The sequence below is a fragment of the Nocardia heshunensis genome, assembly GCF_054782115.1.
On sequence record NZ_BAAGTC010000009.1, the window covers coordinates 844,856 to 867,104 of the forward strand.

The window sequence follows — 22,249 nt, forward strand, 5'->3', positions numbered from 1 at the left end:
CAAGGCATCTGTTCACCTTGCCGACCGCTCATGTTCCATGACGGTCGGCAAGGTGTGACACCCACAGACTTTCACTCACAAAGGGAGGCTCGCCCGAGATGGCGAACTACACCGCCGCCGATGTGAAGCGGCTCCGCGAGCTCACCGGCTCCGGAATGATGGACTGCAAGAAGGCGCTCGAGGAGAACGCGGGCGATTTCGACAAGGCCGTCGAGTTCCTGCGCATCAAGGGCGCCAAGGATGTCGGCAAGCGCGCTGAGCGCTCGACCGCCGAGGGCCTGGTCGCCGCGCAGGACGGCGTCCTGATCGAGATCAACTCCGAGACCGACTTCGTGGCCAAGAACCAGGAGTTCCAGGACGTCGCGGGCGCCATCGTGGCCGCGGCCGCCAAGGCCCGCCCGGCCGACCTGGATGCCCTGAAGGCCGTCGAGGTCGACGGCAAGACCGCTGACCAGGTGCTGCAGGAGCTGGCCGCCAAGATCGGCGAGAAGCTCGAGCTGCGCCGCGTCGCCGCGTTCGACGGTCAGACCACCGTCTACCTGCACAAGCGTGCCACCGACCTGCCGCCCGCCGTGGGCGTCCTGGTCGAGTTCACCGGCTCCGATGTCGACGCCGCTCGCGCGGCCGGCATGCAGGTCGCGGCCCTCAAGGCCAAGTACCTGACCCGCGAGGACGTCCCGGCCGAGCTCGTCGCCAAGGAGCGCGAGATCGCCGAGGCGACCGCCCGCGAAGAGGGCAAGCCGGAGGCCGCGCTGCCGAAGATCGTCGAGGGTCGCGTCAACGGCTTCTACAAGGACGTTGTCCTGCTGGAGCAGTCGTCGGTCACCGACTCCAAGAAGACCGTCAAGGCGCAGCTGGACGAGGCCGGTGTCACCATCACCCGCTTCGCCCGCTTCGAGGTCGGCCAGGCGTAAGCCTCCGATCGACTCGGCGTAATCGCCTGAAGCATCGAAAAGGCCCCTCGCCCATCGGATTCCGATGAGCGAGGGGCTTTTTCTTTTCCCTGCCCGGGCTGATGGTCTCGCGGTCAGTGGGCTCCGCCGGTGCCGCCTGGGCACATGATGTTCGCGCCGATCCCGGACTGGCACCCGCCGTCGGATCCGGTCGTTCCGAAGACGCCCCGCAGCACGGCGGCGAGCGGGCCGAGCAGGGCGGCGGAGGCGTTGCTGCTGGCGGTCGCGCTGCCGGAGAAGGAGGAGGATCCGGTCAGGCTGGCCAGGGACGGGTTGGGTGCGCCGGTGCCGTTGCCGAGGTCGGCGGCGGCCGGGCCCGCGAGGGTGACGAGGCCCGCCGCGATGGCGAGGGCGGCGAATCCGGTTCGGACGGTGCGGTTTCCGATCATTCCGCGCATCCGACATCGTAGGAGACGCCGCTGGTGAGCATGATCAAGAACGCCGCCGTGCTGCCGCTGCCGGTGCTCGCCGGGCCGTTGAGGCCCGCGCAGGGGACGTAGCCCAGCGCCCGCAGGATCAGGAGTGCGACCTGGCTGTTGCCGACCGGGGCGGAGCTGAAGGGGTAGACCAGCTGGGTGCTGCCGGAGTACGAACCGGTGGCGGAACCGGTGTTGCCGCCGCAGTCGGTGGTGCTGTTGCACTTCTGGCCGCTGCCGGTCGCGAGATCTCCGCTGCCGGCCGAGGTGCCGCCGATATCGGTGGCGCTCGGTGGCGCGGCGGGCTCGAGGGTGATGTCGGCCGAGGCGGGGGCCGCGGCGCAGGCCACCGCGGCGGCGAGCATGAGGGCGGCCAGTCCGGTTCGGGCCGTGCGCTTCTTGGTGTTCACGAGCCGAAGATATGTGAAACGGATAGCTTTCAAAGAACAATGCGCGCCCCCTCTTTCCGGGGCAACGGTGCCCCGCTCAGACTTGCCAGCCGGTTGCGCGCAGCCATTCCTCGAGGGTCATCAGCTCGGGGAGGGCGGTGCGCAGGGTGGCGATGTCGATGGGCGGGGTGGGGCGGGAGTTGAAGAAGGCGAACATCTTTCCCACCTGCTCGTCGAAGGCGCTGACCTGCTCGACCGGGACCTGGACGCTGCGCGGGGTCAATCCGGCTGCGCGGGCGAGGATTTCGGCAATTTGCGGCGGTGTCAGCAGGTCGCCGGCGATGACGATCTCGCGGCCCAGGAAGTCGGCGGGGCGTTCGAAGGCCAGGGCGGCGAAACGGCCGATGTCCTGGATGGCGATCAGCGGCATCGGCAGGTGTGGCAGCACGGCCAGCGCGAGGATCAGATCGTCGCCGTCGCGGGTGGGCCGGTTGTAGGTGGCGAAATTGTCCATGAACAGCACCGGCCGCAGGATGGTCGCGGGCAGGCCGAGCGCGCGGATGTGGTCCTCGATGTGTTCCTTGGCGTCGTAGTACTCGACGCCCGAGTCCTGGTTGACGCCCTGTAGTGAGGTGTAAACCAGATGTGCGACACCGGCTTTCGCGGCCAACTCGGCGACGGCCTTGCCGCGCCGCTCCTCGTCCGCGATGCCCTTCGCGGTGATGTGGATACCCTCCATCATCGTCAGCATCAGGAAGACGCCGTGGACGCCGTCCATGGCCGCCCGCAGCGAGTCCTCGTCGTCCAGGTCGCCGACCGCGAGTTCCGCGCCTGCGGCCTGTAATTCCAGCGCCTTCGGGGCCTCCGGATTGCGGACGAAAGCGCGCACCGGCCAACCCTTTTCGAGCAGTGCTGTCGCGGTGGCGAAGCCTTGCCGCCCGGTTGCTCCGATGACCAGTACCGGTCCCTGCGCGTTGCTCATGTTCGGCTCCCGTCGTGTCGATCTCGCTTCGACGGTAGGAACCCGGGCGGGGGCCTGTCCTGGTGGCGATACTGCTAGGCAGATGCCTGTACAGGGGGATATCCGAATGATAAGCGGCGAAAGCACTTCCGATCCCTCGTCCGGGCGCCACGGCTCGGCCCGGCACGCCCAGCTGGGGGAATTCCTGCGGGCGCAACGGGCTCGACTGCAGCCGCAGGACGTCGGGCTGGTGCCCTACGGGGATCCGGCCCGCCGCCGCACGCCGGGATTGCGGCGCGAGGAGGTCGCCGAGCTGTCGGGGGTGGGGCTGACCTGGTACACCTGGCTCGAGCAGGGGCGGGAAGTCGCCGCCAGCCGCCAGGTGATCGACGCCTTGGCGCGCACCCTGCGGCTGGATTCGGATCAGCATCGCCACCTGCGGTTTCTGGCGGGTCTCGCGGAACCCGAGGACACCGAACCGGATACCGACCGGGCCCGGCTGCAACGCCTGGTGGACGCGGTCATGCCCAGTCCGGCCAGTGTCTACGACTCGAATTTCGATTTTCTGGTGTGGAATCGTGCCTACGTGCTGGTGCGCGACGATCCCCTGGAACTGCCCGCCGGGCGTCGCAATCTGCTGTGGATGATGTTCACCGAGAACGAGAATCGCCGAAATATGACGCAGTGGGCGCGCGCCGCCCGCGCCGTGGTCAGCCAGTTGCGTGACGCGCTGGGCCGCCGTCCCGACGATCCCCGGCTGACGGCCCTGATCGCCGGATTGACCTCGGAGAGCCCGCAATTCCGCCGCTGGTGGTCGGAATATCCGGTGCGCCGATTCCGCCCGGCGACCATTTCCGTGCGCCATCCGCTGACGGGAACGATCGATCTCGAAGTGTTCCAACTGCGTCCGGTGGAGGACCCGAATCTGCTGATGGTGGTGCAGGCGCCCGCCACGCCGGTCGCGGCGCAGCGAATCGCCGTAGTTTTGGCGGCCGGACAACAAGCCCGAAATGTCACGAATCGGTAGGCGGTATCGAGGGTCGCCTCACCGTCGTGACCGGTCGTGAGGCAGGATAGATGAAGCTTTGTTGCCGTCCCGTGCAATTCGTCGGCCGGGATGGTCTTTTCATGTGCCTGGTGCACGCTCGACTGCCGAGACAAGGAGACCGATGACGGACCCGGATACCGCCCCCGATCGCAAGGGCTATCGCCGAGTGCTCCTCAAGCTGGGTGGCGAGATGTTCGGCGGTGGCCGGGTGGGTCTCGATCCCGATGTGGTGCAGATGGTCGCCGAGCAGATCGCCGAGGTCGTCTCCGAGGGCGTCCAGGTGGCGGTCGTTATAGGCGGTGGCAACTTCTTCCGTGGCGCCGAGCTCGAGGAGCGCGGCATGGAGCGGGCCCGCTCGGACTACATGGGCATGCTCGGCACCGTGATGAATTCCCTTGCGCTGCAGGACTTCCTGCAGAAGCAGGGCATCGACACCCGGGTACAGACCGCCATCACCATGGGTCAGGTCGCCGAACCGTATCTGCCGCTGCGCGCCAAGCGGCACCTGGAGAAGGGCCGCGTCGTGATCTTCGGTGCGGGGATGGGCATGCCCTACTTCTCCACCGATACCACCGCGGCGCAGCGCGCCCTGGAGATCGGCGCCGAAGTGGTGCTCATGGCCAAGGCCGTGGACGGTGTCTACACCGCTGATCCGCGCGAGGACCCGGACGCCACCATGTTCACCGACATCACCCACCGTGAAGCGCTGGAACGCGGCCTGAAGGTCGCCGATGCCACCGCCTTCAGCCTGTGTATGGACAACCAGATGCCCATGCTGGTGTTCAATCTGTTGACCAAGGGAAATATTGCCCGCGCGGTCGCCGGTGAGAAGATCGGCACGCTGGTCCGGTCATGACCGAGACAAGAACGATGACGCAGTGGAGGAATCGCCGTGATTGAAGAAGCGCTCTTCGACGCCGAGGAAAAATTCGAGAAGGCCGTCTCGGTGGTGAAGGACGACCTGGCTTCGATTCGGACCGGTCGTGCGAATCCGGGCATGTTCTCGCGGATCGTGGTGGAGTACTACGGCTCGATGACGCCGATCACCCAGATCTCCTCGATCACCGTGCCCGAGCCGCGCATGGTCGTGATCAAGCCCTACGAGCAGGCGCAGATGCAGCCGATCGAGACCGCGATCCGCAATTCGGATCTCGGGGTGAACCCCACCAACAACGGTGACATCATTCGCATCTCGGTCCCGCAGCTGACCGAGGAACGCCGCCGGGAAATGGTCAAGCAGGCCAAGTCCAAGGGCGAGGACGCCAAGATCGCGATCCGCAATGTGCGCCGCAAGGCCATGGAGGAACTGGGTCGCATCCAGAAGGACGGCGAGGCGGGCGAGGACGAGGTCGGCCGCGCCGAGAAGGAACTCGACAAGACCACGTCCAAGTACGTGGGACAGGTCGACGAGCTGGTGAAGCACAAGGAAAGCGAACTGCTCGAGGTCTAGGACGGCCGACACCGGCCGGGGGTAGGGACGACGGGACGACAAGTGAGCGACGGGACAATCGTGGCCGAAGAGACTGCCGCCACCGGCGAGGCGCCGGAGGAGACCGGCGCGCCTGCGGTGAGCACGGCGGGCGTGGATTCGGCCGAGCCGAGCAATGGTTCGGCGGTGCCGGGCCTGGATTCGGCGGTGCCGGGCAACGGTGCTGCGGTGCCGAGCGGTGATCCGGCGGCACCGAGTGGCGATTCGGCCGAGGCGGAGCAGCCGAAAGCGCCCGCGTCGAAGGCGGGCCGCAATCTGCCCGCGGCGCTGGCGGTCGGCTTCGGGCTGGGGTTGTCCCTCATCGCGATCCTGCTGTGGGCGCCGAAGGTGCTCGTCGGCGTGATCGCGCTGGGGATCGCGGTGGCCACCTGGGAGGTGGCCAAGCGGCTGCGTGAGGCCGATGTGAAGGTCCCGCGGATTCCGCTGCTGGTCGGAGGGCAGGCCATCGTGTGGCTGGCCTGGCCGGCCGGGCCGCAGGGGGTGTTGGGCGCGTTCGGCGCGACGGCGCTGACCCTGATGGTGTGGCGCCTGTTCGACCACGGCCTGCGGGCCACGCCGCGAAACTATCTGCGCGACACCGCGATCGCGGTCTTCGTGCTCGCCTGGATTCCGCTGCTGGCGTCGTTCGCGGTGCTCATGCTGCAGCAGGACAAGGGCAACCTGCGGGTGCTGTCGTTCATGGTCCTGGTGGTCTGCTCGGACGTCGGCGGCTACATCGCGGGCGTGCTGTTCGGCAAGCATCCGATGGTGCCGCACATCAGCCCGAAGAAGTCCTGGGAGGGCTTCGGCGGTTCGCTGGTGTTCTGCGTGATCGGCGGCTTGCTCACCGTGACGCTGCTGCTGGACGCGAATTCGCTGATCGGTGTGCTGCTGGGCGTGGGCCTGGTATTGGTGGCCACCAGTGGTGACCTGATCGAATCGCAGGTCAAGCGGGAGCTCGGCATCAAGGACATGGGCACGTTGCTGCCCGGCCACGGCGGCATCATGGATCGCCTCGACTCCATGCTGCCGTCCGCGTTCGTCGCCTGGCTGGTGCTGACCGCGCTGCTCTGAACTACTTCGCTTTCTTGGCGGCGCGCCGCAGCTGCAGGATGCGGTAGCCGCCGACGAGGGCGGTGACCAGCGCGCCCGCGATGACCGACAGCAGGACCAGGACGCCCAGGGGCAGATTCCAATCCCAGGCGAAGACGGTCACATTGACCTGCTCGAGGTTCTGCAGGATGAAGACCAGCAGCAGGATGCCGATCACGGCCGCGATGAGCAGGCCGATCCACGCATAACCGGCGCGAGTCTTGAGCGCGCCCTTGTGCTTCGAACTACCCTTGCTCGGGGTCGGATCCGCCCCGGCGTCTGGCACGGCGGTTGTCATAGCTGAATCATTGCTGATTGCTATGGCCGATGTCCGGATATCGCGGTCTATCTCACTAATGTCGTGGACAGGGTCCACAGGGCCGCCGCGGTATCGAGGTCAACGGCGTGGGGTTCGGCTCTTCCGATCGCACAGTCGGTTACATAGGCGCCGCCGGGGAGTTGCGGGTCGGTTGCCGCCCAGACGGAACTGGCGGCCGCGGCCGGGATCGATTTCAGGTTGTCGAGCAGGTTCGGGTCGCGTTGCGCGGCGAGCCTTTTCATCTCGGCGAAGTCGGCGCGGGTCAGGTGGCGGGCCAGGCCGGTGGCGCAGACGCCCGGGTGGACGGCGTAAGCGTGGATTCCGTTGTCGGCATGGCGGCGCTGGAGTTCGGTGGTCATCAGGACGTTCGCGGATTTGGATCGGCCGTACGCGGCGAACTTGTCGTAGGCGTGGTCGTGGAAGTTGGGGTCGGACAGGTCGATCGGGTACGCGCGGTGGGCGTCCGAGGAGACCGACACCACCCGTGACGGACTGCCCGAGCGGTCCGCACCGGCGGTCAGGGCGGGGAGCAGCAGGGTGGTGAGCAGGAAATGGCCGAGATGGTTGGTGCCGAACTGCAATTCGAAGCCCTGGGCGGTGCGCAGGAGGGGCGGATACATCACGCCCGCGTTGTTGATGAGCAGGTCGAGGGCCGGGTGCTGTCGGGTGAGGTGCTCGGCGGCGGTGGTGACGCTCGCCAGGTCGGCGAGGTCGAGGGGGATGACGGAGAGATCGGCGTCCGGGGTGGTGGCGCGAATGCGCTGCGCGACATCGGCTGCCGTGGTCACGTCCCGAGCGGCCAGGACCACCGCCGCGCCCGCACCGGCCAGCACGCGGGCCGTCTCCGCGCCCAGCCCGCTGGTCGCGCCGGTGACGACGGCGGTCCGGCCCCGCAGGTCGATGCCCGCGATCACCTCGGCGGCGGTAGTGGTGTGGTCGAAAGCGGTTGCTGCCGTGCGTGGTTCGTGGGACATCAGCGGGATTCCTCGGGCGGGGTGTGTCGGGCCATCGTGAACAGGGCGTCGGCAAGGGCTGCGGCGAAGCCGTCGTGGTCGTCGCCGCCGCGGGCGAGGGCGTGGAATGTGGTGGTGCCGGAAAGGATTTCGAACAGCAGGTCCGGGTCGGCACCGTCCGGGATCTGCCCGCTGTCGGCGGCCTGACCGAGGAGTTCGGCGAAGGCCTTGCGCACCGGCGCACCGATCGCGAGCAAGCGCTGGCGGGCCTCTTCGGATTGCGAATCCGCCAGCAGGCCGGGCACTCCCGCGCGGGCGGCGGGGCTGGCCGCACGGCTGAGGAAGATGCGAGCCCAGGTGTGCAGGTCGGCGCGCAGATCACCGGTCGGTTCCGGCAGCGGGTGCGCGCCGGGACCGTGGACGGCCTCTTCGAGCAGGGCGTCGCGGTTGGGCCAGCGCCGGTAGATGGCGGGTGGGTTCACCCCGGCCCGGCGGGCGATGGCGGACATCGTGGTCTGCTGATATCCCACCTCCGCCAGCAACTTTCGTGCGGCCACCAGCACGGCGAGATCCTTGTCGAGATCGCGGGGGCGGCCGGGTCGTGGCGGCGATGTCATCGGTTTACGCCCCTTCCGGGCTCCGGGTAATTACATTATAGGTCATATCATAATTAATATCGCCGAGGAGAGCGCTCATGGCTCGTAGTTCGCTTCCGGACCTACCCGAGGGATTCGACGTCACCGATCCGGCGTTGTGGGCCGCCCGCGTGCCCACCGCGGAATGCGCGGAACTGCGTCGCGCGGCGCCGATCTGGTGGAACGCGCAGCCGCCGGGAGTGGGCGGGTTCCACGACGGCGGGTGCTGGGTGGTCAGCACCCATTCCGATGTGAAGGAGGTGTCGCGGCGCAGTGACGTGTTCTCCAGCTTCGAGAACACGGCCATCTCCCGCTTCAACGACGACATCACCCGCGCGCAGATCGAGATGCAGCGGTTCTCGCTGATCAATATGGATGCGCCCGAACACACGCGGATGCGCAAGCTGATCGCCAAGGGCTTCACCCCGCGCGCGATCAACGGGCTGCGCGCGGAACTGTCGGCGCGCGCGAAGTCGATCGTCGAAGCGGCCGCAGTCGCCGGAGCGGGCGACTTCGTCACCCAGGTCGCCTCCGAGCTGCCCTTGCAGGCGATCGCCGAGCTGATCGGCATACCGCAGCAGGATCGGCGCAAGGTGTTCGACTGGTCCAACGAAGTCACCGGCTATGACGACCCCGACTACGCGGACGTCGAGCCCATTGCCGCCGCCACCGAACTCCTCGGATACGCCTGGCATCTCGCCGAGGAGCGAAAAGCCAGCCCCGCCAACGACATCGTGACCGAACTGGTCCACGCCGACATCGACGGCGAGGCGCTCACCTCCGAGGAGTTCGGCTTCTTCGTGATCCTGCTGGCCGTGGCGGGCAATGAGACGACCCGCAATGCCATCACGCACGGGATGCTCGCGTTCCTCGACAATCCGGATCAGTGGGAGCTGTTCAAGAGCGAGCGCCCCGTCGCCGCCGCCGACGAGATCATTCGGTGGGCCACGCCGGTCAGTTCCTTCCAGCGCACCGCACTCGCGGATATCGAGCTAGGTGGTGTCCGCATCGCGAAGGGGCAGCGGGTCGTCATGCTCTATCGCGCCGCCAACTTCGACGACACCGTCTTCGAGCATCCCGAGCGCTTCGACATCCGCCGGGATCCCAACCCGCACTTGTCCTTCGGCGGCACCGGCGCCCACTACTGCATCGGCGCGAACCTCGCCCGCCTCGAAATCGACCTGATCTTCAACGCCATCGCCGACCACCTGCCCGCCATCACCGGCCTCGGTGACCCCCGCCGACTGCGTTCCGGCTGGCTCAACGGCATCAAGGAGTTCCGGGTCCGTTACTGATCTTCCGCGTCGCGGAGCTTGTCCAGCGCGGCGTCCAATTCGCGGCCCATCTCGTCGAGTCCGGCGATGAGCTGGTCGAGCTGCTGGTTCACGTCGGCGAACTCGTCGGTGAAGCCCATATCCCCGAACTCCTCCCGGAGCAGGGCGGTCTGCGCCGCGAGTTCGTCCAACTGTGGATCTCGTTCGGTCACCGGGAGAGGGTACCGCCGTGGTGGGCGGGGGAGTGAGTGTCGTCACCTCGGGAACGCGCTGCCCGGCCCGGGATCAGCGATACGTACACTGGACGGGCTATTACTTCAATCAGTCATATTCCCAGGTCAACACCCTGGATTGAGGGTGGAATCCTCCGAAACCGTTAGATTACCGTCCGTTTGGGGTTCAGGAACTCCAGAGCATCGCCATTGTCAACGACGTTGTGCGCGTAGCCCTGCGGATCAATGTAGTAGCGCAAAGCCATAGTGGAGCCTTTCCGAGTGGCCCAGTTGAGCGCTGGCCCGTCGGTCGTCACCAGTCCGTCCGGTAACCTCCGTTGCTGCCGTGTCCCGCATGTTGCCGAACTCGACCCATTCGAGGGCGGTACCCGCTCGCACCTTCCTCAACCGGGCGTCCGCGACCGCCCCGGCGATGATGCCGTGATTGTGTCCGCCGTTTTGGGCCTGGAACACGAACGCCGTCTCGAAGGGTTACGGACCTGCTTCCAGTCCCTCAGAACCGCTGTGAGCCACTGGGGGAGGGTCACGTAGTACGGGTCGGCCGCCCCGCTTTCGTCCAGGCTGTTTGTGGGCCGGTTTGCCGGTGTTCTTCACGATCGTTGCCCCGATGTAGGCGATGCCGTTCGTGTCGTCCAACTCGTATAGGTCACACCAGCAGAGCGCGAGACCCTCAGATGTTCGCGCCCCGGTTCCTAGCAGGGTAAGCGTGAGCGGCTTCAACCATTGCGCGGCTTGCCGCTTGCCCGCGTACCCGTCAAAGACGCGGTACAGCTCCTCACGTTCCGGCGCGGTCAGTGCCCGCTGATTCTTCGGCGGATCAACGAGTTTCATGGGGGAGTAGTCGAACAGGCCGCGCCCCTTAAGCATGGTGAACACGGCGGACAACACCTTGTAGTGCATGGCGGCCACGCCGGGGTACTCGTCGTTCACGTCGGCTAGGTAGTCGATCAGCCAGCGAACTTGCCCAGCCTCAGCGATGGACAGGTTGCCCAACTCGGTTTCGAGCCCGATCGCATCCTGCTTGGCCGTGTGCGCGCCGTCGGCAGCTGGGTAGATCGCCTGGTGATAGTTGTTGCGGCTCTTCTCCTTCAGAGTTGCCTTCATTCTGGCTTCGCAGTCGTCCATGTACAGCCTGAACGCCTTGCTTATCTTGTCGTTGAGCGTGAGCGTTGTGTCTTCCTTGGTGGTTATGCGCTTACGGCGAGAGCCTTTGCGCCGGTTCTTTTCCCACGATTCCCAGAAGGACGTCATGCAGTCGTCCTTGGTTCGGCCACTGCCGGAGGATCGGACGTATACGCCGCTGAAGGCACGGTGTCGTACTGCTGAACTCCGATACATGCAGGTGCTCGCCACGAGTTACGGCGATTAATCTCAGCCGGCGAGTTGTGTAGCGCGGTTAGTACGTCCAATTGCTTGCCGCGTTGCGCGGCGTCGAAGACACTCATTCGTTCAATCCAATGTGCGCCCGCGGGCTCTTGAATCCACTGCGGCGCAACCGAAGTGGTGTGATAATTGGCAGGTGAGCAGCCCTAAACCACGCCGAAGACTGAGCAGAGTCACCGGACTGCGACGCCCGGAATCACAGCCGGCAGAACCCGAAGCAACTCCCGAGGTCGCGCCCAGCCTGTTAAGTCGCTTCGGCGGCCATACGTTAAAGACGGCGGCATGGGATGGATGGCCGCGGCTTGGCGCGTTAGTGACCGCCCTGGGGGTGCTCGTCGGCTTCTACTTCACTAGCCAGACGTTGCAGTCGACCAGCGCCGCAAACTCGAATTTGAGACAGTCGCAAATCACTGACAAGTTCACCAAAGCGATTGAAGCGCTAAATAAAGACACGTACTCGCAGGTCGGTGCTGTCTATACGCTCGGGCAGCTTGCCAATGATCAGGTCGATCTACGCTCCATCGTTACTGACGTCATCGTCACATTCATTCATGCAAAGACCGATCTGACGAACGGGGCTTGCGACCCGCAAAAGAAGCCGGCTCCAGAAGTCCAGGCCGCATTGAATGTGATAGCCCGCCGCACCTTCGACCTAGATCAGCTTGTCGATCTCTCGAATACATGCTTACCGCACGTGAACCTATCCGGTGCCAATTTGCAGCACGTAATCTTCGTAGCATCTAACATGCATGCGGCGAATCTCTTCGGAGCGAAATACTCGCCACTACCCCCGAGGGCGACCGGGAAAGCTTTCTTCGAGAAAGCGGACCTTTCAGGCGCTACTCTCTCCGGATCCGATCTCTCTTTTTTCGACTTTACGCAGACCAACCTAAATGGCACGGGGTTAGGAGGGGTAAATCTGACATACTCAGAATTTCGGGACTCGGACCTTGTCTCGGCGTCGTTCACCGGCTCAGATTTGACACATTCATGTTTCATTGGCAGCGATCTCAGCGGAGCATACTTTCACTTCCCAGGCGATAGCGAATTCCGGACGAAGAATATTGACCTAGCAAGATTCGTTGCCGACAAGCATGATGAAACGCACTGGCCTACTGACTTCACACCAAGTGTGGAAATAGATATTAAAGAGAGTGACCGGGAAGCCCACTGCTAGGATCGACCCTTGCACATAGAAGGGCAGATCAGGCTACACCCTTACTGCGGGCACTTAAATCCACTGCGGGGCAACCGGAGTGGTGTGATGATTGGCGTGTGAGTACACCTGGACCAGCCCGAAGGGTCGGCCGCCTCGTCGGGGATCTCGTTGGGGGCTTTGCAGAAGGAATGAACCGGCCGCAATCGCCTGCACCCCCGTTGCCACCTGAACCGGAGCCAGAGCCGGGGTCAACGAGCGAGCCTGTGCAGCCCGAGCCAACTACTGGGCCCGAGACGGCGCCGGGTCGATTAAGCCGCGTGGGCAGCGCGATAACCAAGGCCGCCACATGGGACGGGTGGCTGAAGCTGGGTGCTGTTGTTACCGCTGTCGGTGTTCTATTCGGTTTCTATTTCACAAACAACAGCTATCGAGCAACGAGTAAACAAAATGAGATCGCCCGGCAAACAGCCGTCGCTGACAGGTTCTCAAAAGCCGTCGAAGAACTCGATAAGGATCTAAACTCACGCATAGGCGGGATATTCGCGCTCGAACAACTCGCAAACGCATCCGGCGACGTTCGCGGTGCGATTATTTCCGTTCTAGCCTCTTTCGTTCGAGAGAAAACCAAAATTACCGCCAGTAGCCCATGTGACACCAGTCGGACTATCGACGATGACGTCGAAGACGCCTTGACGGTAATCGGGCGTAGAAGCTATCAAGTCAATGAAGGTATATACTTAGAACATCTTTGCCTTCCATATGCGAATATGGACAATGCCGACCTGTGGAACGTAGACCTTGCAGGGTCAGTGCTCGCGCACGCCGATTTCTACCATGCGCATACTGCATCACCAGATAAAAGCGTACCGTGGACAGTCAGCGTCTTCACAGAAGCCGACCTGAGTGGCGCGATTTTCGATCAATCAGATTTGACCAACGCTCTGTTCCTGTTGACGGATACGTCAGGGGCCAGCTTTGTGGCATCCCTACTCTCGAATACAACATTCGACCGGGCCGATCTCACGTCCACCAAATGGGAGCAAGCAAATCTTAGCGGTGCCTGTTTTGTCGACAGCGACCTAAGTCACTCACAATTCGCCTATCCGGGGGAAAACCTTCAGCGAGAGGACGACGCCAAAAATATTGGCGGCGCGCGGTTCGTCAGAGACAAAACCGCCAACATTGCATGGCCGCATGGATTCACACCGCCCGCGTCTGTCGACACACTCCCTGAACACCCCACAGCGGCAGGATGCCCGTAGTTCATGCATGCCTGGTAACTCCGATGTTTCTAGCTCGGGGGGAGATGGGCCGGCTGGGTCTGAGGGGCCGCCCCTAAAGGGGCGCTGACCCCCTTTCCCCTGGTGCGGATGCGCGTGGCGGCTGGGTCTGATGGGTCGCCACTGAAAGCGTGAAGGGGGTCACTCACCACCCCTTTATGGAACTGCTCACAGCGCCATTGTGGCCAATAATAGATTGGGTTAATTCAAACGCTGAGCGACGTTCGATAGTGTGGCCATAGTTCGCAGTGGGACGCCCGGATTATGCTGCTGTACGGTGTGGGCGTTGGTCCCGCCGATGTGCGAGGGAATACCTACCTTCAGCCCCCGAATTGGGTGGTCGCAATCCTCCGTTTTCCAACAAATGGCGATGCATTATCGGGAGCTCTACCCTATCATTCTCTTGGAATGGGCTTGTGGTCGGCGACTGCATTTCTGTCGCTCCATTCGTGTGGTTGCAGATTGTTTATTGATGTCTTCAATCTTCTATTGCCTTGTTTGTTTTGTTCTTTAGTTGAAGGAATTGTTTTTATGTCTGATTCTCTGCGTGATGAATTGCTGGCTCTTGATGCTCGTCGAATGGCGGAGACCAATTTGGTATTGGGGTTCACGCCTCCCGGTGAGGGTAATGCCACGGGCGTACCGGGACGTGTTGCTGGCGCATCATTTCGGTGCTGGTGTGCTGAAGGCGCGGGAGTTTCGTCGGTGGATGCAGGGCGAGTTTGCGGAGCGGTCGGGCGTGGGCGTCTCCGTGATCGGTGGTGTGGAAGTCGGGGACGTTCTCCCGGACATGGAAGTGCTCGGATTGCTGACGGCTGCTCTGCGGGCCGACTGAGGCGGCGTTCAGGAGGGGATGATGTAGGCGCGGGCGAACCATGTCCCGATATGTGCCGCGTGAAGATGTCCCGCTATTCCCCGGTCGCCTTGAACGGCCATGGTGGCGTGCACGTGCACTATCCCGTCAACGATTTCGCCTGTCCCGTGCATCTCGGCGGGCATCGTGTACATGTTCACGATGTCGGCCGTTGCGTCGTGGGCGGGCATGGTGGAGATGGTGAACGAGTCGGCGGCACCAATGAGGGACACGATTGCGCCGTCGGTGATCCCTACCGCGTCGGCTTGTGCCTTGATACCGGTGAGCAGTTCGCTGTTCTTGATCTCGAAGACATGCATGCGCGGCACGGTAGACGCTCCGGCTGTGTTGCGGTGGTCGAATCTTGCTCTGCCCGTGGGTGTCAGGAGTTCTGGCGTCCCTCCAGCGCCTTCCCGATCAATGCCCGCGCGCCCCTGCCCGTCAGGGATTGCCTAGCCAGAGTGTCGAACGCCCGACCGTAGAGCCCGACCTCTCGCGGCTGGGTAATGGTCAGTTCTGCTGCTGTGCCTTCGACCATCACCATGCGGTTGTCGAACAGTACGAAGCTGGTGGACACCACAAGTACTTCGGCGGTGGCTGGGATGATGCCGATTGCGATACCGGGCATTCCGAGCATGGAAGCCAGCCGGTCGAGTTGTCCGGCCATCACGTCATCGTCCCCAACGGTGGAGTACAAGGCTTGCTCGCTGAGTAGGAAGTGGAATCGGTGGTCACGCTGGTACAGGATGCGTTGCCGCTCCATGCGGGTCGCTACCGCGGCTTCTACTTCGTCCGGGATGCGGTAGAACTCGATGCTCCGCCGTAGGAGGCCCGCCGCGTATTCGGCCGTCTGCAACAGGCCCGGAACGATCTGGGTTTGATACCCGCGCAGGTAGGTTGCTTCGGCTTCCAGCTTCAACGATTTCTGTTGTCGGCGTTTGTGTCCGGTGTTGAGAACCCGCCTCCATTCGAGGTATGCGGCGTCGATGTTGTGCAGGGTGGCTAGGAGGTCCGGAAGCTGATTCGCTGTGGCTGTGTACTCGCAGTAGGCCCGTACATCGGCATCGGATGGTTTGATGCGCCCGTACTCGATTTTGCTGACCTTGGACTCATGCCAGCCAGAGAGTTCGGCCAAGCGGCGGCCGGTAAGCCCTGCTGCACGGCGAAGCTCCCGAAGCCTTGCCCCGAGAGCTTCTGTGGCGTCGTGAACCCCCGTCACTGGCCGATGCGCACGCTATCGGTGAACACGGCGGCCGGAGTTGCCAACTCCCAGAGCCGTTGCCGCACGCTGTCGCAGTAGGCGACTATCCGGGGATCGGTGGTGATGGCCATGCCGACAGGTCGGCCTTCGGCATCCCAGAGGTTGTACACCACCCGCTCAGTGTCGAACATCCACCAGTCGTCCTGCGGAACTTCCCCGGCGAGATGCCGTGGCACGTATCGGATGTCTTCCCCTGCGTTCACGTTGTGGTGCGTGACGGACAGTAGCCAGCGCTGGTAGTCGCTCAGCGGCACGGTGACGACTCGCACGCGGGTCAGTGCTACTCCGCGCCCGCTGGTCTCCCTCATGAGGTCTTGCCAGGGCGTACGCGGGTCCGGCGGCGGCTCATTGTTCAGGAAGGCGTTCAGTCTCTCGTTCTCGTTCGCTACCGAGTATGAGTCTCGGGTTTCGAGGTGGAACGCTGAACGCTTCGCTTCGTGCCACAGTGCGTCCCAAAGGGTTTGGTCATTTGGCTGGAACAGCACCGTAGAAAGTCCTCTCCGTCATCGGTACCTCTATGGCCGTCTCGTCGGCGGCTAGGTCCAACTGGCTCAGTGTCTCGCGGTCGGTGATCGGTCGGCCGGTGAGTGTGAAGGTTCCCCGCCCGGTGTCGGTCAGTGGTGCACCGATGAACGTATCGGGCTCCAGGAAGCCGAGCAGCAGATGTGGAATCTCGATTGTTTCGGGTCGGCCGGTCTGCCATCCCTGGGCGAGGTAGCTCCGCTGGTCGGTGGCGAACAGGCTCGGGCATCCGTTGTTGTCAGATCCGCCCTTGCCCAGGAACTTCAGGATCATTGCAGCCCCCTGCATTACTTTGTACGGCCTTTCCGTACAGGGGTCCATGTTCGCTCCGCTGTGCCCGGATGTGCCCGGGATCGGAAGATGTTCGGCAAGGTTGTGCAAACTCGTGGCCCGCCCTGGGGATGGGTTCCTAGCGTCAGATCTGGCACTTAAGGACTGCGGGCAGGGGTCGCGATGACGAGGCGGACACGGCTCTATGAGTTCCCCGGCGGTGTGCTCGAACTCGACAACGCTGGTGATGAGACCGAGGACTACGGCGGGTTCTATCTCCAGTTCCATGACCATGTCGCGCTCGCGGGTCGTGACGACAGAGGGGCGGTAATGCGTTACAAGCCAACGGCTCTCGGGTACTTGCGTACCGATGTCTCTGGTGTAGCTCAGCTTTGGGATGAGAGTCAGGTTCGCAAGCTAGCCTCACGGCTCGGCTACGACTTCACGGACATGGTGATCTATGACCCCAAGTTCGGACGGCCACCGTTGGCCAGGCTGAGAGCACAGGCAACCCGGTTGGACGCTGAGGCGGTCATAGTCCCTGGCCCGGAGCACTTCGAGGGTGGGGAGATACCGGGGACGCTGGTTCAGCAACTCGACGTGATCACCGTGACCCCCGAGGAGTTCTACATCCGCCGGACTATGCCCCCGCTTCGGGACTTGCCGCCCGCGAAGGCTGACGGCGCTTAGACCACTCCGGTTGCTCGGGTAGCCACAAGGGGGTGGTTGATGAACTGATCTCATTACTACGGTGACATCGCGCGTCTGATTCGCGCTTCGCGAGAACGCCCCGGCCAACCGCAACCGTGCCGGGGTGTTTCGCTGTCTAGGTAGCACTAAGCCCCTCCGGCGGCATCTGGCGTGATTGGCTGGAGAGGCTGAGGCTGAAGGGTGTTGGGCCTTCGCGGAGACGCTACAGCCTCTATGAGACGAGACCCCCATACCCATATCCGGGTCGGGGGCCTTCGTTCTGTGGCACTAGTTACGCGGCGGGAGCGTGCTCGGGGCAGTAGGCGGCAACAGCTGCACCGGCGAAGAATCCGGCGGACTCCATGTCGTAATGGCCGTCATACGAAACCACCTGGACTGCGCCGTTGAGGTTCAATCCCTGATCGAGGACCGTGCAAACGCTGCGGGCGAGCTTCAGGGCGTCGGTGTCGGTGTAGCGGATGTTCTCGGAGTCCAGCGTCATCAGGAACGTTTGGTCCTTCTCGCTGATCGCTGGGGCGGGCGCGGTAGTGCTGCTGCTGGGGGTGTCGGCCTTCGCGGTTGTCTCAGTGTTCTTATCGGTGTCGGGGAGGACAGATCCGATAGCGGCGAGGGCGAGCACTGAGGCGGCGGCAATGCCCCACTTCTTTCCCTTGGACATCTTCGGTTTCGGGGTGTGGGTGTTGTCGTTCACGGGGCGCGGCCTCTCCTGGGGGTACTGGTCGAATGTCCAGGTTTGCGGCGCGCGATTGCAGTGTCAAACCCGTGCGGCGTTCGGTTTTCGTGGCTTGCCTATCGAACCGGTACACGATTCGACTACTGACCGGGCGCACTGGCACCTGCGAAAACTGTGGCGTGATTTGGGCTACCGAGCGTGCTTGGGAGCCGGGAAAGGACGGGAATCCGACCGTGACTTTCGCCGTCAGATTGAATGGGAAGGGCTGGGAAGCCTTGGGGTGTCTCAGGGAGAGATCCGTGCCCCTTTTGTGGTGTCTGACCTGCGTTGATCAGGAACCATGGGGGTGAGTCCGGGCGGGTTGGGGAAACCCGGTGTGACCTGCGAATATGCTGATCCGTACACTGGACGGGTTATGACTACCCCCTTGCCGCTCGTTTTCGATGCCCCTCGTCGTGGTATGCCGCCGCGGCATCTCGCCGACCTCGATGCGGCGGAGCGCAAGGCGGTGGTGGAGGAGCTCGGGTTGCCGAAGTTCCGGGCCGATCAGATCGCGCGGCAGTACTACGGGCGGCTGGTCGCCGACCCCGCGCAGATGACAGATCTGCCGGAGGGCATGCGGGCCAAGGTGGCGGAGGCGTTGTTCCCGACGCTGCTCACCGAGATCCGGCATATCGAATGCGATGACGGGACCACGCGGAAGTCGCTGTGGAAGGCCAATGACGGCACCCTGCTCGAGTCGGTGCTCATGCGCTATCCCGATCGCAACACCCTGTGCATTTCCAGCCAGGCCGGTTGCGGCATGGCCTGCCCGTTCTGTGCGACCGGCCAGGGCGGTCTCAACCGCAACCTGTCCACCGCGGAGATCGTCGATCAGGTGCGTGCCGCCGCGGCCGCCCTGCGCGACGGCGAGGTGGCGGGTGGCCCCGGCCGCCTGTCCAACATCGTGTTCATGGGCATGGGCGAGCCGCTGGCCAACTACAAGCGCGTGGTGAATGCGGTGCGCCGCATCACGTCTCCGGCGCCGGAGGGCTTCGGCATCTCGCAGCGGTCGGTGACGGTGTCCACGGTCGGTCTCGCGCCCGCGATCCGCAAGCTCGCCGACGAGGACATGTCGGTGAGACTCGCTGTCTCCCTGCACACTCCGGACGACGAACTCCGAGACACCTTGGTGCCGGTCAACAATCGCTGGTCGGTCGCCGAAGTCCTCGATGCCGCACGCTATTACGCCGACAAATCCGGCCGCCGCGTCTCCATCGAATACGCGCTGATCCGCGACATCAACGACCAAGGCTGGCGCGCCGACATGCTCGGCAAGAAGCTGCACAAGGCCCTGGGCCCCCTGGTCCACGTCAACCTGATCCCACTGAACCCGACCCCGGGCAGCAAGTGGGACGCCAGCCCGAAGCCGGTCCAGGACGAATTCGTCCGCCGCGTCCAGGCCCAGGGCGTCACCTGCACCGTCCGTGACACCCGAGGCCAGGAAATCGCCGCCGCCTGCGGCCAACTCGCCGCCGAAGGCTGACCGACACCCAACGAAGAACGGGTCAGCAGGTTTTCGGGGTGGTGGTGGCACTGACCTGCACGATGACCGGGCCGTAGTGGCCCTCGCCGTCGAAGCCGACCATGTACTGGGCGTAGATCTGGTGGGTGCCGACAACCGTCGGGGTCCAGTTCGCGGTGACCTTGCCGGTGGCGGAGGCGCTGCTGATACCGAGGATCGGGACCGTGGAGGTGAGTCGGCCGGTGCTGTAGGGGTCGGCCGGATCGCTGAAGCCGTTCACCTTCTCCGGGGCGGTCAACGTATAGGTGCAGCCGACCTGATAGTTGGATCCGGAAACGGTGACGCTGTCGGTAGTGGTATCCGCCGCGGCAGTGCTCGCGGTGGCGGCGGCGACCGCAGCCCCCAACGCGACCAACCCAATTGCGCGAGTGGTGAAAGCCATTGTCGGCCTCTCGATCTGCTTATCTCCGGGCTGACCTCGGGTCAGCAGGTTTTCGGGGTGGTGGACGCGCTGACCTGGACGACGACTGGGCCGTACTGGCCGGCGGCGTCGTTGAGCAGGGGGAAGCCGAGCATGTAGTTGGCGTAGATCTGGTGGGTGCCGACGACCGTGGGGGTCCAGTTCGCGGTGACTCTGCCGGTGGCGGAGGCGGTGCTGCTGCCGAGGATCGGGATGCTCGGGGTGGTCAGTCGGCTGGTGCTGTTGATGTCGGCGGTGTCGGTGAAGCCGTACACCTTCGAGGGGGCGGACAGCGTGTACGTGCAGCCGACCTGGTAGTTGGATCCGGAGATGGTGACGCTGTCGGTGGTGGTGTCGGCGGTGGCGGTGCTTGCGGTGGCGGCGACAGCGGCGAGCGCGGCCCCCATGGCGGCGAGCCCCAGTGTGCGAGTGGTGAAAGCCATTGTCGGCCTCTCGATCTGCCTATCTCGACAAATGTGTGAAACGGTAGCGTTTCTTTGTCGCGGTAGCAATGAAATCGCAGGGCCGTTATCCGGCGGCGGGGGTGTTCGCCTCGCGCCAGCGGCCCGGGGGGAGGCCGTGGTGGCGGCGGAAGGTGGCGGCGAAGGCGTTGGGGGAGGTGTAGCCGGTTTTGCGGGCGATCTGGTCGAGGGGGAGGTCGGTGGAGCGGAGGTAGTCGCGGGCCAGGGTTAGGCGCCAGTCGGTGAGGTATTGGATGGGGGTTTGGCCCAGGGCGCGTTCGAAGTGGCGGGCGAAGGATGGGCGGGACATGGCGGTCAGGTGGGCCAGTTCGGGAACGGTCCAGTTGCGTTGGGGCGCTTCGTGTATCGCTTGCAGGGCGGGGCGCAGGCGGGGGTCCTGGGCGGCGCGGTACCAGCGGGGTGCGGTCGAGCTCTGCGCGTAGGAGGCGCGCATGACCAGGACGAGCAGGATGTCGAGCAGGCGGTCCAGGACGATCTGGCTGCCGGGTGCGGATTCCTGTAGCTCGCGGGAGATCAGGGCGACGACATCGTGCACCTGATCGTGCGTGGCGGGGCGGATGACCAGGATGGACGGCAGCGCCTGGAGTAGCGTCCGGCCGACGTCACCGGCGAGACGGTAAGCGCCGCACAGGAATACGGAGGTGGCCGGATCCGCGGCATCGGCGTCGGCGGTGGCCGCCCAGAACTGTTCGTGGGAGACGCAGACGGCGGGGTTCGGTGCGTCGGCGATGTGGTGATCGTGCCCGCCGACAACGATCGCGATGTCGCCCGGCAGAGTCAAGCCCCTGGTCGGGCGGGCCGGGGTCGAGCACGTAACCTTCCTCAGCGCGTACGGGATGGAGCACGCCTCGGGCGAGATCGCTACTCGCGCCGTCGAATTGGATCTGGTCGGGCGAAATCGACTGAGCCACACCATCCTGCGTCCGGCCTGGTTCATGCAGAACTTCAGCGGAACGTTCCTGCGGCCGATCAACGGCGCCATCGTGGTGCCCACCGGCACCGGCGCGGAGGCGTTCATCGATGTCGAGGATGTGGCAGCCGTCGCCGCGACCACGTTGACAGAACCGGGAGCGCACAGCGGCGCGGCCTACAGCCTGACGGGTCCGCAGGCGCTCACCGTCGCCGAGGCCGCCGCCCTCATCGGCGAGGCCACCGGCCGACCGTTCGTCCACCAGGATCTCGACCGTGAGACCTGGATCGCGGGCATCCTGGCGACGGGAGTCCCCGCCGCCTACGCCTCGGTGCTGCGGCAATTGACCGCCACGATCGCGTCCGGCAACGGCGCCTATGCTGACGACACCGTAGAAAAGATCATCGGCCGACCCGCGCGGACCTTCCGAGACTTCGCGCGCGCGAACGCCGCCGCATGGAACGGGGATGCGCAGTGATCGACCACATCTATCTCTCGGTGACCGACCTGGACACGGCCTCGGCGTTCTATCTCGCGGCCCTCGAACCCTTGGGCTGGAAGGAGTTCGGGACCTACGACGCGTCCGAAGGGCCGGACAATGTCCCCGACCTCTTCGGCATCGGCGACGCCGTCTACGTGTCCGGCACCGGCATCGGCTCCAGCATCTGGCTGCGGCAGCGCAATCCGGGCGAGACGGGGCTGTATGTCGGCATCGTGTGCGACAGCACCGAGGCGGTCGATGCCGCCTACGCCGCCGCCCTCGCGGCCGGTGGCGTCGACGAGGGACCGCCCGCCGACCGCACCTACTTCGCGCCCGGCTATTACGCCGCCAATGTCGCCGACCGCGACGGCAACCGCCTCGAATTCGTCCACAAAGCGTGGTGGCCGAGGTAGGAAAAACCCGCCGGATCTGCCACTCGGGGTGGGAGGCGTCATGGATCGGCCGGTGCCCAGTAGGCTCGTGGGTGGTCCCGGTGATTTGCCGAGCCGCTCGAGGCCTCTCTGCGGTCCTGTTTTCGACTCGCGATGCCGCCCGAATC

Annotated in this window: 29 protein-coding genes; 13 read left to right on the forward strand and 16 right to left on the reverse strand. The window is 64.5% G+C overall.

Annotated features, from left to right (window positions below):
* Positions 1-98 precede the first annotated feature (98 nt).
* Positions 99-914 (forward strand): translation elongation factor Ts, encoded by an 816-nt coding sequence (tsf, locus tag ACYVN4_RS32080; RefSeq protein ID WP_379356573.1) that lies wholly within the window; start codon positions 99-101, stop codon positions 912-914.
* Between the two features lie 113 nt (positions 915-1,027).
* Here the strand turns inward: tsf and ACYVN4_RS32085 are convergent, their stop codons facing one another.
* From ACYVN4_RS32085 to ACYVN4_RS32095, 3 genes are all read right to left on the reverse strand, one after another.
* On the reverse strand, positions 1,028-1,342 hold the full coding sequence (locus tag ACYVN4_RS32085) for a hypothetical protein (RefSeq protein WP_460725720.1): 315 nt from the start codon (positions 1,340-1,342) through the stop codon (positions 1,028-1,030).
* Complete coding sequence (locus tag ACYVN4_RS32090; RefSeq protein WP_460725721.1) at positions 1,339-1,779, reverse strand: hypothetical protein; 441 nt, start codon at positions 1,777-1,779, stop codon at positions 1,339-1,341. The genes ACYVN4_RS32085 and ACYVN4_RS32090 overlap by 4 nt, the downstream gene beginning before the upstream one ends.
* A 76-nt stretch (positions 1,780-1,855) precedes the next feature.
* On the reverse strand, positions 1,856-2,740 hold the full coding sequence (locus ACYVN4_RS32095) for an NmrA/HSCARG family protein (RefSeq protein WP_460725722.1): 885 nt from the start codon (positions 2,738-2,740) through the stop codon (positions 1,856-1,858).
* A 106-nt stretch (positions 2,741-2,846) separates the two neighbouring features.
* Here ACYVN4_RS32095 and ACYVN4_RS32100 point away from each other — a divergent pair, with 106 nt between their 5' ends.
* From ACYVN4_RS32100 to ACYVN4_RS32115, 4 genes are all read left to right on the forward strand, one after another.
* Complete coding sequence (locus ACYVN4_RS32100; protein WP_460725723.1) at positions 2,847-3,746, forward strand: helix-turn-helix transcriptional regulator; 900 nt, start codon at positions 2,847-2,849, stop codon at positions 3,744-3,746.
* 142 nt (positions 3,747-3,888) lie between these two features.
* Positions 3,889-4,623, forward strand: coding sequence for a UMP kinase (gene pyrH / locus ACYVN4_RS32105; protein ID WP_379356565.1), 735 nt, complete (start codon positions 3,889-3,891; stop codon positions 4,621-4,623).
* A gap of 36 nt (positions 4,624-4,659) precedes the next feature.
* The gene (gene frr, locus ACYVN4_RS32110; protein ID WP_460725724.1) at positions 4,660-5,217 is read left to right on the forward strand and encodes a ribosome recycling factor; all 558 of its coding nucleotides are present in this window, start codon (positions 4,660-4,662) and stop codon (positions 5,215-5,217) included.
* Positions 5,218-5,391: 174 nt separating this feature from the next.
* A complete protein-coding gene (locus ACYVN4_RS32115; RefSeq protein WP_460726787.1) occupies positions 5,392-6,309 on the forward strand; it encodes a phosphatidate cytidylyltransferase in 918 nt (305 codons plus the stop codon).
* Position 6,310: 1 nt separating this feature from the next.
* On the opposite strand, the gene ACYVN4_RS32120 is transcribed toward ACYVN4_RS32115, so the two are convergent.
* Genes ACYVN4_RS32120 through ACYVN4_RS32130 form a run of 3 tightly spaced genes read right to left on the reverse strand, consistent with a single transcriptional unit; the run spans position 6,311 to position 8,216 of the window.
* Positions 6,311-6,625 (reverse strand): LapA family protein, encoded by a 315-nt coding sequence (locus tag ACYVN4_RS32120; RefSeq protein WP_460725725.1) that lies wholly within the window; start codon positions 6,623-6,625, stop codon positions 6,311-6,313.
* A gap of 47 nt (positions 6,626-6,672) precedes the next feature.
* A complete protein-coding gene (locus ACYVN4_RS32125; RefSeq protein ID WP_460725726.1) occupies positions 6,673-7,620 on the reverse strand; it encodes an SDR family NAD(P)-dependent oxidoreductase in 948 nt (315 codons plus the stop codon).
* Positions 7,620-8,216 (reverse strand): TetR/AcrR family transcriptional regulator, encoded by a 597-nt coding sequence (locus tag ACYVN4_RS32130; protein WP_460725727.1) that lies wholly within the window; start codon positions 8,214-8,216, stop codon positions 7,620-7,622. Before ACYVN4_RS32130 ends, ACYVN4_RS32125 begins: the two co-directional genes overlap by 1 nt.
* 77 nt (positions 8,217-8,293) lie before the next feature.
* Between ACYVN4_RS32130 and ACYVN4_RS32135 the strand changes: the two genes are divergently transcribed.
* A complete protein-coding gene (locus ACYVN4_RS32135) occupies positions 8,294-9,529 on the forward strand; it encodes a cytochrome P450 (RefSeq protein WP_460725728.1) in 1,236 nt (411 codons plus the stop codon).
* Here the strand turns inward: ACYVN4_RS32135 and ACYVN4_RS32140 are convergent.
* Entirely contained in the window at positions 9,523-9,720 is a 198-nt protein-coding gene (locus ACYVN4_RS32140; protein ID WP_460725729.1) for a hypothetical protein, read from the reverse strand. The two genes, ACYVN4_RS32135 and ACYVN4_RS32140, sit on opposite strands and share 7 nt — an antisense overlap.
* 492 nt (positions 9,721-10,212) lie before the next feature.
* The gene (locus ACYVN4_RS32145; protein WP_460725730.1) at positions 10,213-10,992 is read right to left on the reverse strand and encodes a hypothetical protein; all 780 of its coding nucleotides are present in this window, start codon (positions 10,990-10,992) and stop codon (positions 10,213-10,215) included.
* Between the two features lie 268 nt (positions 10,993-11,260).
* On the opposite strand from ACYVN4_RS32145, the gene ACYVN4_RS32150 reads away from it, so the two are divergent.
* From ACYVN4_RS32150 to ACYVN4_RS32160, 3 genes are all read left to right on the forward strand, one after another.
* Positions 11,261-12,301, forward strand: coding sequence for a pentapeptide repeat-containing protein (locus tag ACYVN4_RS32150; RefSeq protein ID WP_460725731.1), 1,041 nt, complete (start codon positions 11,261-11,263; stop codon positions 12,299-12,301).
* Between the two features lie 299 nt (positions 12,302-12,600).
* Complete coding sequence (locus ACYVN4_RS32155; RefSeq protein ID WP_460725732.1) at positions 12,601-13,545, forward strand: pentapeptide repeat-containing protein; 945 nt, start codon at positions 12,601-12,603, stop codon at positions 13,543-13,545.
* A 532-nt stretch (positions 13,546-14,077) separates the two neighbouring features.
* Positions 14,078-14,398, forward strand: a complete 321-nt coding sequence (locus tag ACYVN4_RS32160) for a hypothetical protein (protein ID WP_460725733.1) — start codon at positions 14,078-14,080, stop codon at positions 14,396-14,398.
* An 8-nt stretch (positions 14,399-14,406) separates the two neighbouring features.
* On the opposite strand, the gene ACYVN4_RS32165 is transcribed toward ACYVN4_RS32160, so the two are convergent.
* The 4 genes from ACYVN4_RS32165 to ACYVN4_RS32180 form a co-directional block, all read right to left on the reverse strand.
* A complete protein-coding gene (locus ACYVN4_RS32165) occupies positions 14,407-14,736 on the reverse strand; it encodes a PCC domain-containing protein (RefSeq protein WP_460725734.1) in 330 nt (109 codons plus the stop codon).
* Positions 14,737-14,798: 62 nt separating this feature from the next.
* Positions 14,799-15,635 (reverse strand): helix-turn-helix domain-containing protein, encoded by an 837-nt coding sequence (locus ACYVN4_RS32170; RefSeq protein ID WP_460725735.1) that lies wholly within the window; start codon positions 15,633-15,635, stop codon positions 14,799-14,801.
* The gene (locus ACYVN4_RS32175; protein WP_460725736.1) at positions 15,632-16,162 is read right to left on the reverse strand and encodes a DUF6879 family protein; all 531 of its coding nucleotides are present in this window, start codon (positions 16,160-16,162) and stop codon (positions 15,632-15,634) included. The genes ACYVN4_RS32170 and ACYVN4_RS32175 overlap by 4 nt, the downstream gene beginning before the upstream one ends.
* Positions 16,143-16,472, reverse strand: coding sequence for a hypothetical protein (locus ACYVN4_RS32180; RefSeq protein WP_460725737.1), 330 nt, complete (start codon positions 16,470-16,472; stop codon positions 16,143-16,145). Before ACYVN4_RS32180 ends, ACYVN4_RS32175 begins: the two co-directional genes overlap by 20 nt.
* Before the next feature lie 180 nt (positions 16,473-16,652).
* Here ACYVN4_RS32180 and ACYVN4_RS32185 point away from each other — a divergent pair, with 180 nt between their 5' ends.
* Positions 16,653-17,159: a hypothetical protein gene (locus ACYVN4_RS32185; RefSeq protein WP_460725738.1), complete on the forward strand. Its 507-nt coding sequence runs from the start codon at positions 16,653-16,655 to the stop codon at positions 17,157-17,159.
* A gap of 292 nt (positions 17,160-17,451) precedes the next feature.
* Here ACYVN4_RS32185 and ACYVN4_RS32190 read toward each other — a convergent pair whose 3' ends face one another.
* The gene (locus ACYVN4_RS32190) at positions 17,452-17,871 is read right to left on the reverse strand and encodes a DUF732 domain-containing protein (protein ID WP_460725739.1); all 420 of its coding nucleotides are present in this window, start codon (positions 17,869-17,871) and stop codon (positions 17,452-17,454) included.
* A 397-nt stretch (positions 17,872-18,268) separates the two neighbouring features.
* Here ACYVN4_RS32190 and rlmN point away from each other — a divergent pair, with 397 nt between their 5' ends.
* Positions 18,269-19,378: a dual-specificity RNA methyltransferase RlmN gene (gene rlmN, locus ACYVN4_RS32195; protein WP_460725740.1), complete on the forward strand. Its 1,110-nt coding sequence runs from the start codon at positions 18,269-18,271 to the stop codon at positions 19,376-19,378.
* 22 nt (positions 19,379-19,400) lie between these two features.
* Here rlmN and ACYVN4_RS32200 read toward each other — a convergent pair whose 3' ends face one another.
* The 3 genes from ACYVN4_RS32200 to ACYVN4_RS32210 all read right to left on the reverse strand — a co-directional run bounded on the left by ACYVN4_RS32200 (position 19,401) and on the right by ACYVN4_RS32210 (position 21,080).
* Positions 19,401-19,799 carry a hypothetical protein gene (locus ACYVN4_RS32200; protein ID WP_460725741.1) on the reverse strand — a complete coding sequence of 133 codons (399 nt, stop codon included), beginning with the start codon at positions 19,797-19,799 and terminating at the stop codon, positions 19,401-19,403.
* A gap of 41 nt (positions 19,800-19,840) precedes the next feature.
* Complete coding sequence (locus tag ACYVN4_RS32205; RefSeq protein WP_460725742.1) at positions 19,841-20,260, reverse strand: hypothetical protein; 420 nt, start codon at positions 20,258-20,260, stop codon at positions 19,841-19,843.
* Positions 20,261-20,345: 85 nt separating this feature from the next.
* On the reverse strand, positions 20,346-21,080 hold the full coding sequence (locus ACYVN4_RS32210) for an AraC family transcriptional regulator (protein ID WP_460725743.1): 735 nt from the start codon (positions 21,078-21,080) through the stop codon (positions 20,346-20,348).
* Here ACYVN4_RS32210 and ACYVN4_RS32215 point away from each other — a divergent pair.
* The gene (locus ACYVN4_RS32215) at positions 21,061-21,687 is read left to right on the forward strand and encodes a Rossmann-fold NAD(P)-binding domain-containing protein (protein ID WP_460725744.1); all 627 of its coding nucleotides are present in this window, start codon (positions 21,061-21,063) and stop codon (positions 21,685-21,687) included. The genes ACYVN4_RS32210 and ACYVN4_RS32215 overlap by 20 nt on opposite strands.
* Positions 21,684-22,103, forward strand: coding sequence for a VOC family protein (locus tag ACYVN4_RS32220; RefSeq protein ID WP_460725745.1), 420 nt, complete (start codon positions 21,684-21,686; stop codon positions 22,101-22,103). Before ACYVN4_RS32215 ends, ACYVN4_RS32220 begins: the two co-directional genes overlap by 4 nt.
* The last annotated feature ends 146 nt before the right edge of the window (positions 22,104-22,249 follow it).

What these genes read in the sequence shown, in the direction of transcription:
- tsf (WP_379356573.1), top strand. Translation starts at nt 99, where the DNA reads ATGGCGAACTACACCGCCGCCGATGTGAAGCGGCTCCGCGAGCTCACC.
- ACYVN4_RS32085 (WP_460725720.1), bottom strand. Translation starts at nt 1,342, where the DNA reads ATGATCGGAAACCGCACCGTCCGAACCGGATTCGCCGCCCTCGCCATC.
- ACYVN4_RS32095 (WP_460725722.1), bottom strand. Translation starts at nt 2,740, where the DNA reads ATGAGCAACGCGCAGGGACCGGTACTGGTCATCGGAGCAACCGGGCGG.
- ACYVN4_RS32100 (WP_460725723.1), top strand. Translation starts at nt 2,847, where the DNA reads ATGATAAGCGGCGAAAGCACTTCCGATCCCTCGTCCGGGCGCCACGGC.
- pyrH (WP_379356565.1), top strand. Translation starts at nt 3,889, where the DNA reads ATGACGGACCCGGATACCGCCCCCGATCGCAAGGGCTATCGCCGAGTG.
- ACYVN4_RS32120 (WP_460725725.1), bottom strand. Translation starts at nt 6,625, where the DNA reads ATGACAACCGCCGTGCCAGACGCCGGGGCGGATCCGACCCCGAGCAAG.
- ACYVN4_RS32125 (WP_460725726.1), bottom strand. Translation starts at nt 7,620, where the DNA reads ATGTCCCACGAACCACGCACGGCAGCAACCGCTTTCGACCACACCACT.
- ACYVN4_RS32130 (WP_460725727.1), bottom strand. Translation starts at nt 8,216, where the DNA reads ATGACATCGCCGCCACGACCCGGCCGCCCCCGCGATCTCGACAAGGAT.
- ACYVN4_RS32135 (WP_460725728.1), top strand. Translation starts at nt 8,294, where the DNA reads ATGGCTCGTAGTTCGCTTCCGGACCTACCCGAGGGATTCGACGTCACC.
- ACYVN4_RS32145 (WP_460725730.1), bottom strand. Translation starts at nt 10,992, where the DNA reads ATGACGTCCTTCTGGGAATCGTGGGAAAAGAACCGGCGCAAAGGCTCT.
- ACYVN4_RS32165 (WP_460725734.1), bottom strand. Translation starts at nt 14,736, where the DNA reads ATGCATGTCTTCGAGATCAAGAACAGCGAACTGCTCACCGGTATCAAG.
- ACYVN4_RS32180 (WP_460725737.1), bottom strand. Translation starts at nt 16,472, where the DNA reads ATGATCCTGAAGTTCCTGGGCAAGGGCGGATCTGACAACAACGGATGC.
- ACYVN4_RS32185 (WP_460725738.1), top strand. Translation starts at nt 16,653, where the DNA reads ATGACGAGGCGGACACGGCTCTATGAGTTCCCCGGCGGTGTGCTCGAA.
- rlmN (WP_460725740.1), top strand. Translation starts at nt 18,269, where the DNA reads ATGACTACCCCCTTGCCGCTCGTTTTCGATGCCCCTCGTCGTGGTATG.
- ACYVN4_RS32200 (WP_460725741.1), bottom strand. Translation starts at nt 19,799, where the DNA reads ATGGCTTTCACCACTCGCGCAATTGGGTTGGTCGCGTTGGGGGCTGCG.
- ACYVN4_RS32205 (WP_460725742.1), bottom strand. Translation starts at nt 20,260, where the DNA reads ATGGCTTTCACCACTCGCACACTGGGGCTCGCCGCCATGGGGGCCGCG.
- ACYVN4_RS32215 (WP_460725744.1), top strand. Translation starts at nt 21,061, where the DNA reads ATGTCGCCCGGCAGAGTCAAGCCCCTGGTCGGGCGGGCCGGGGTCGAG.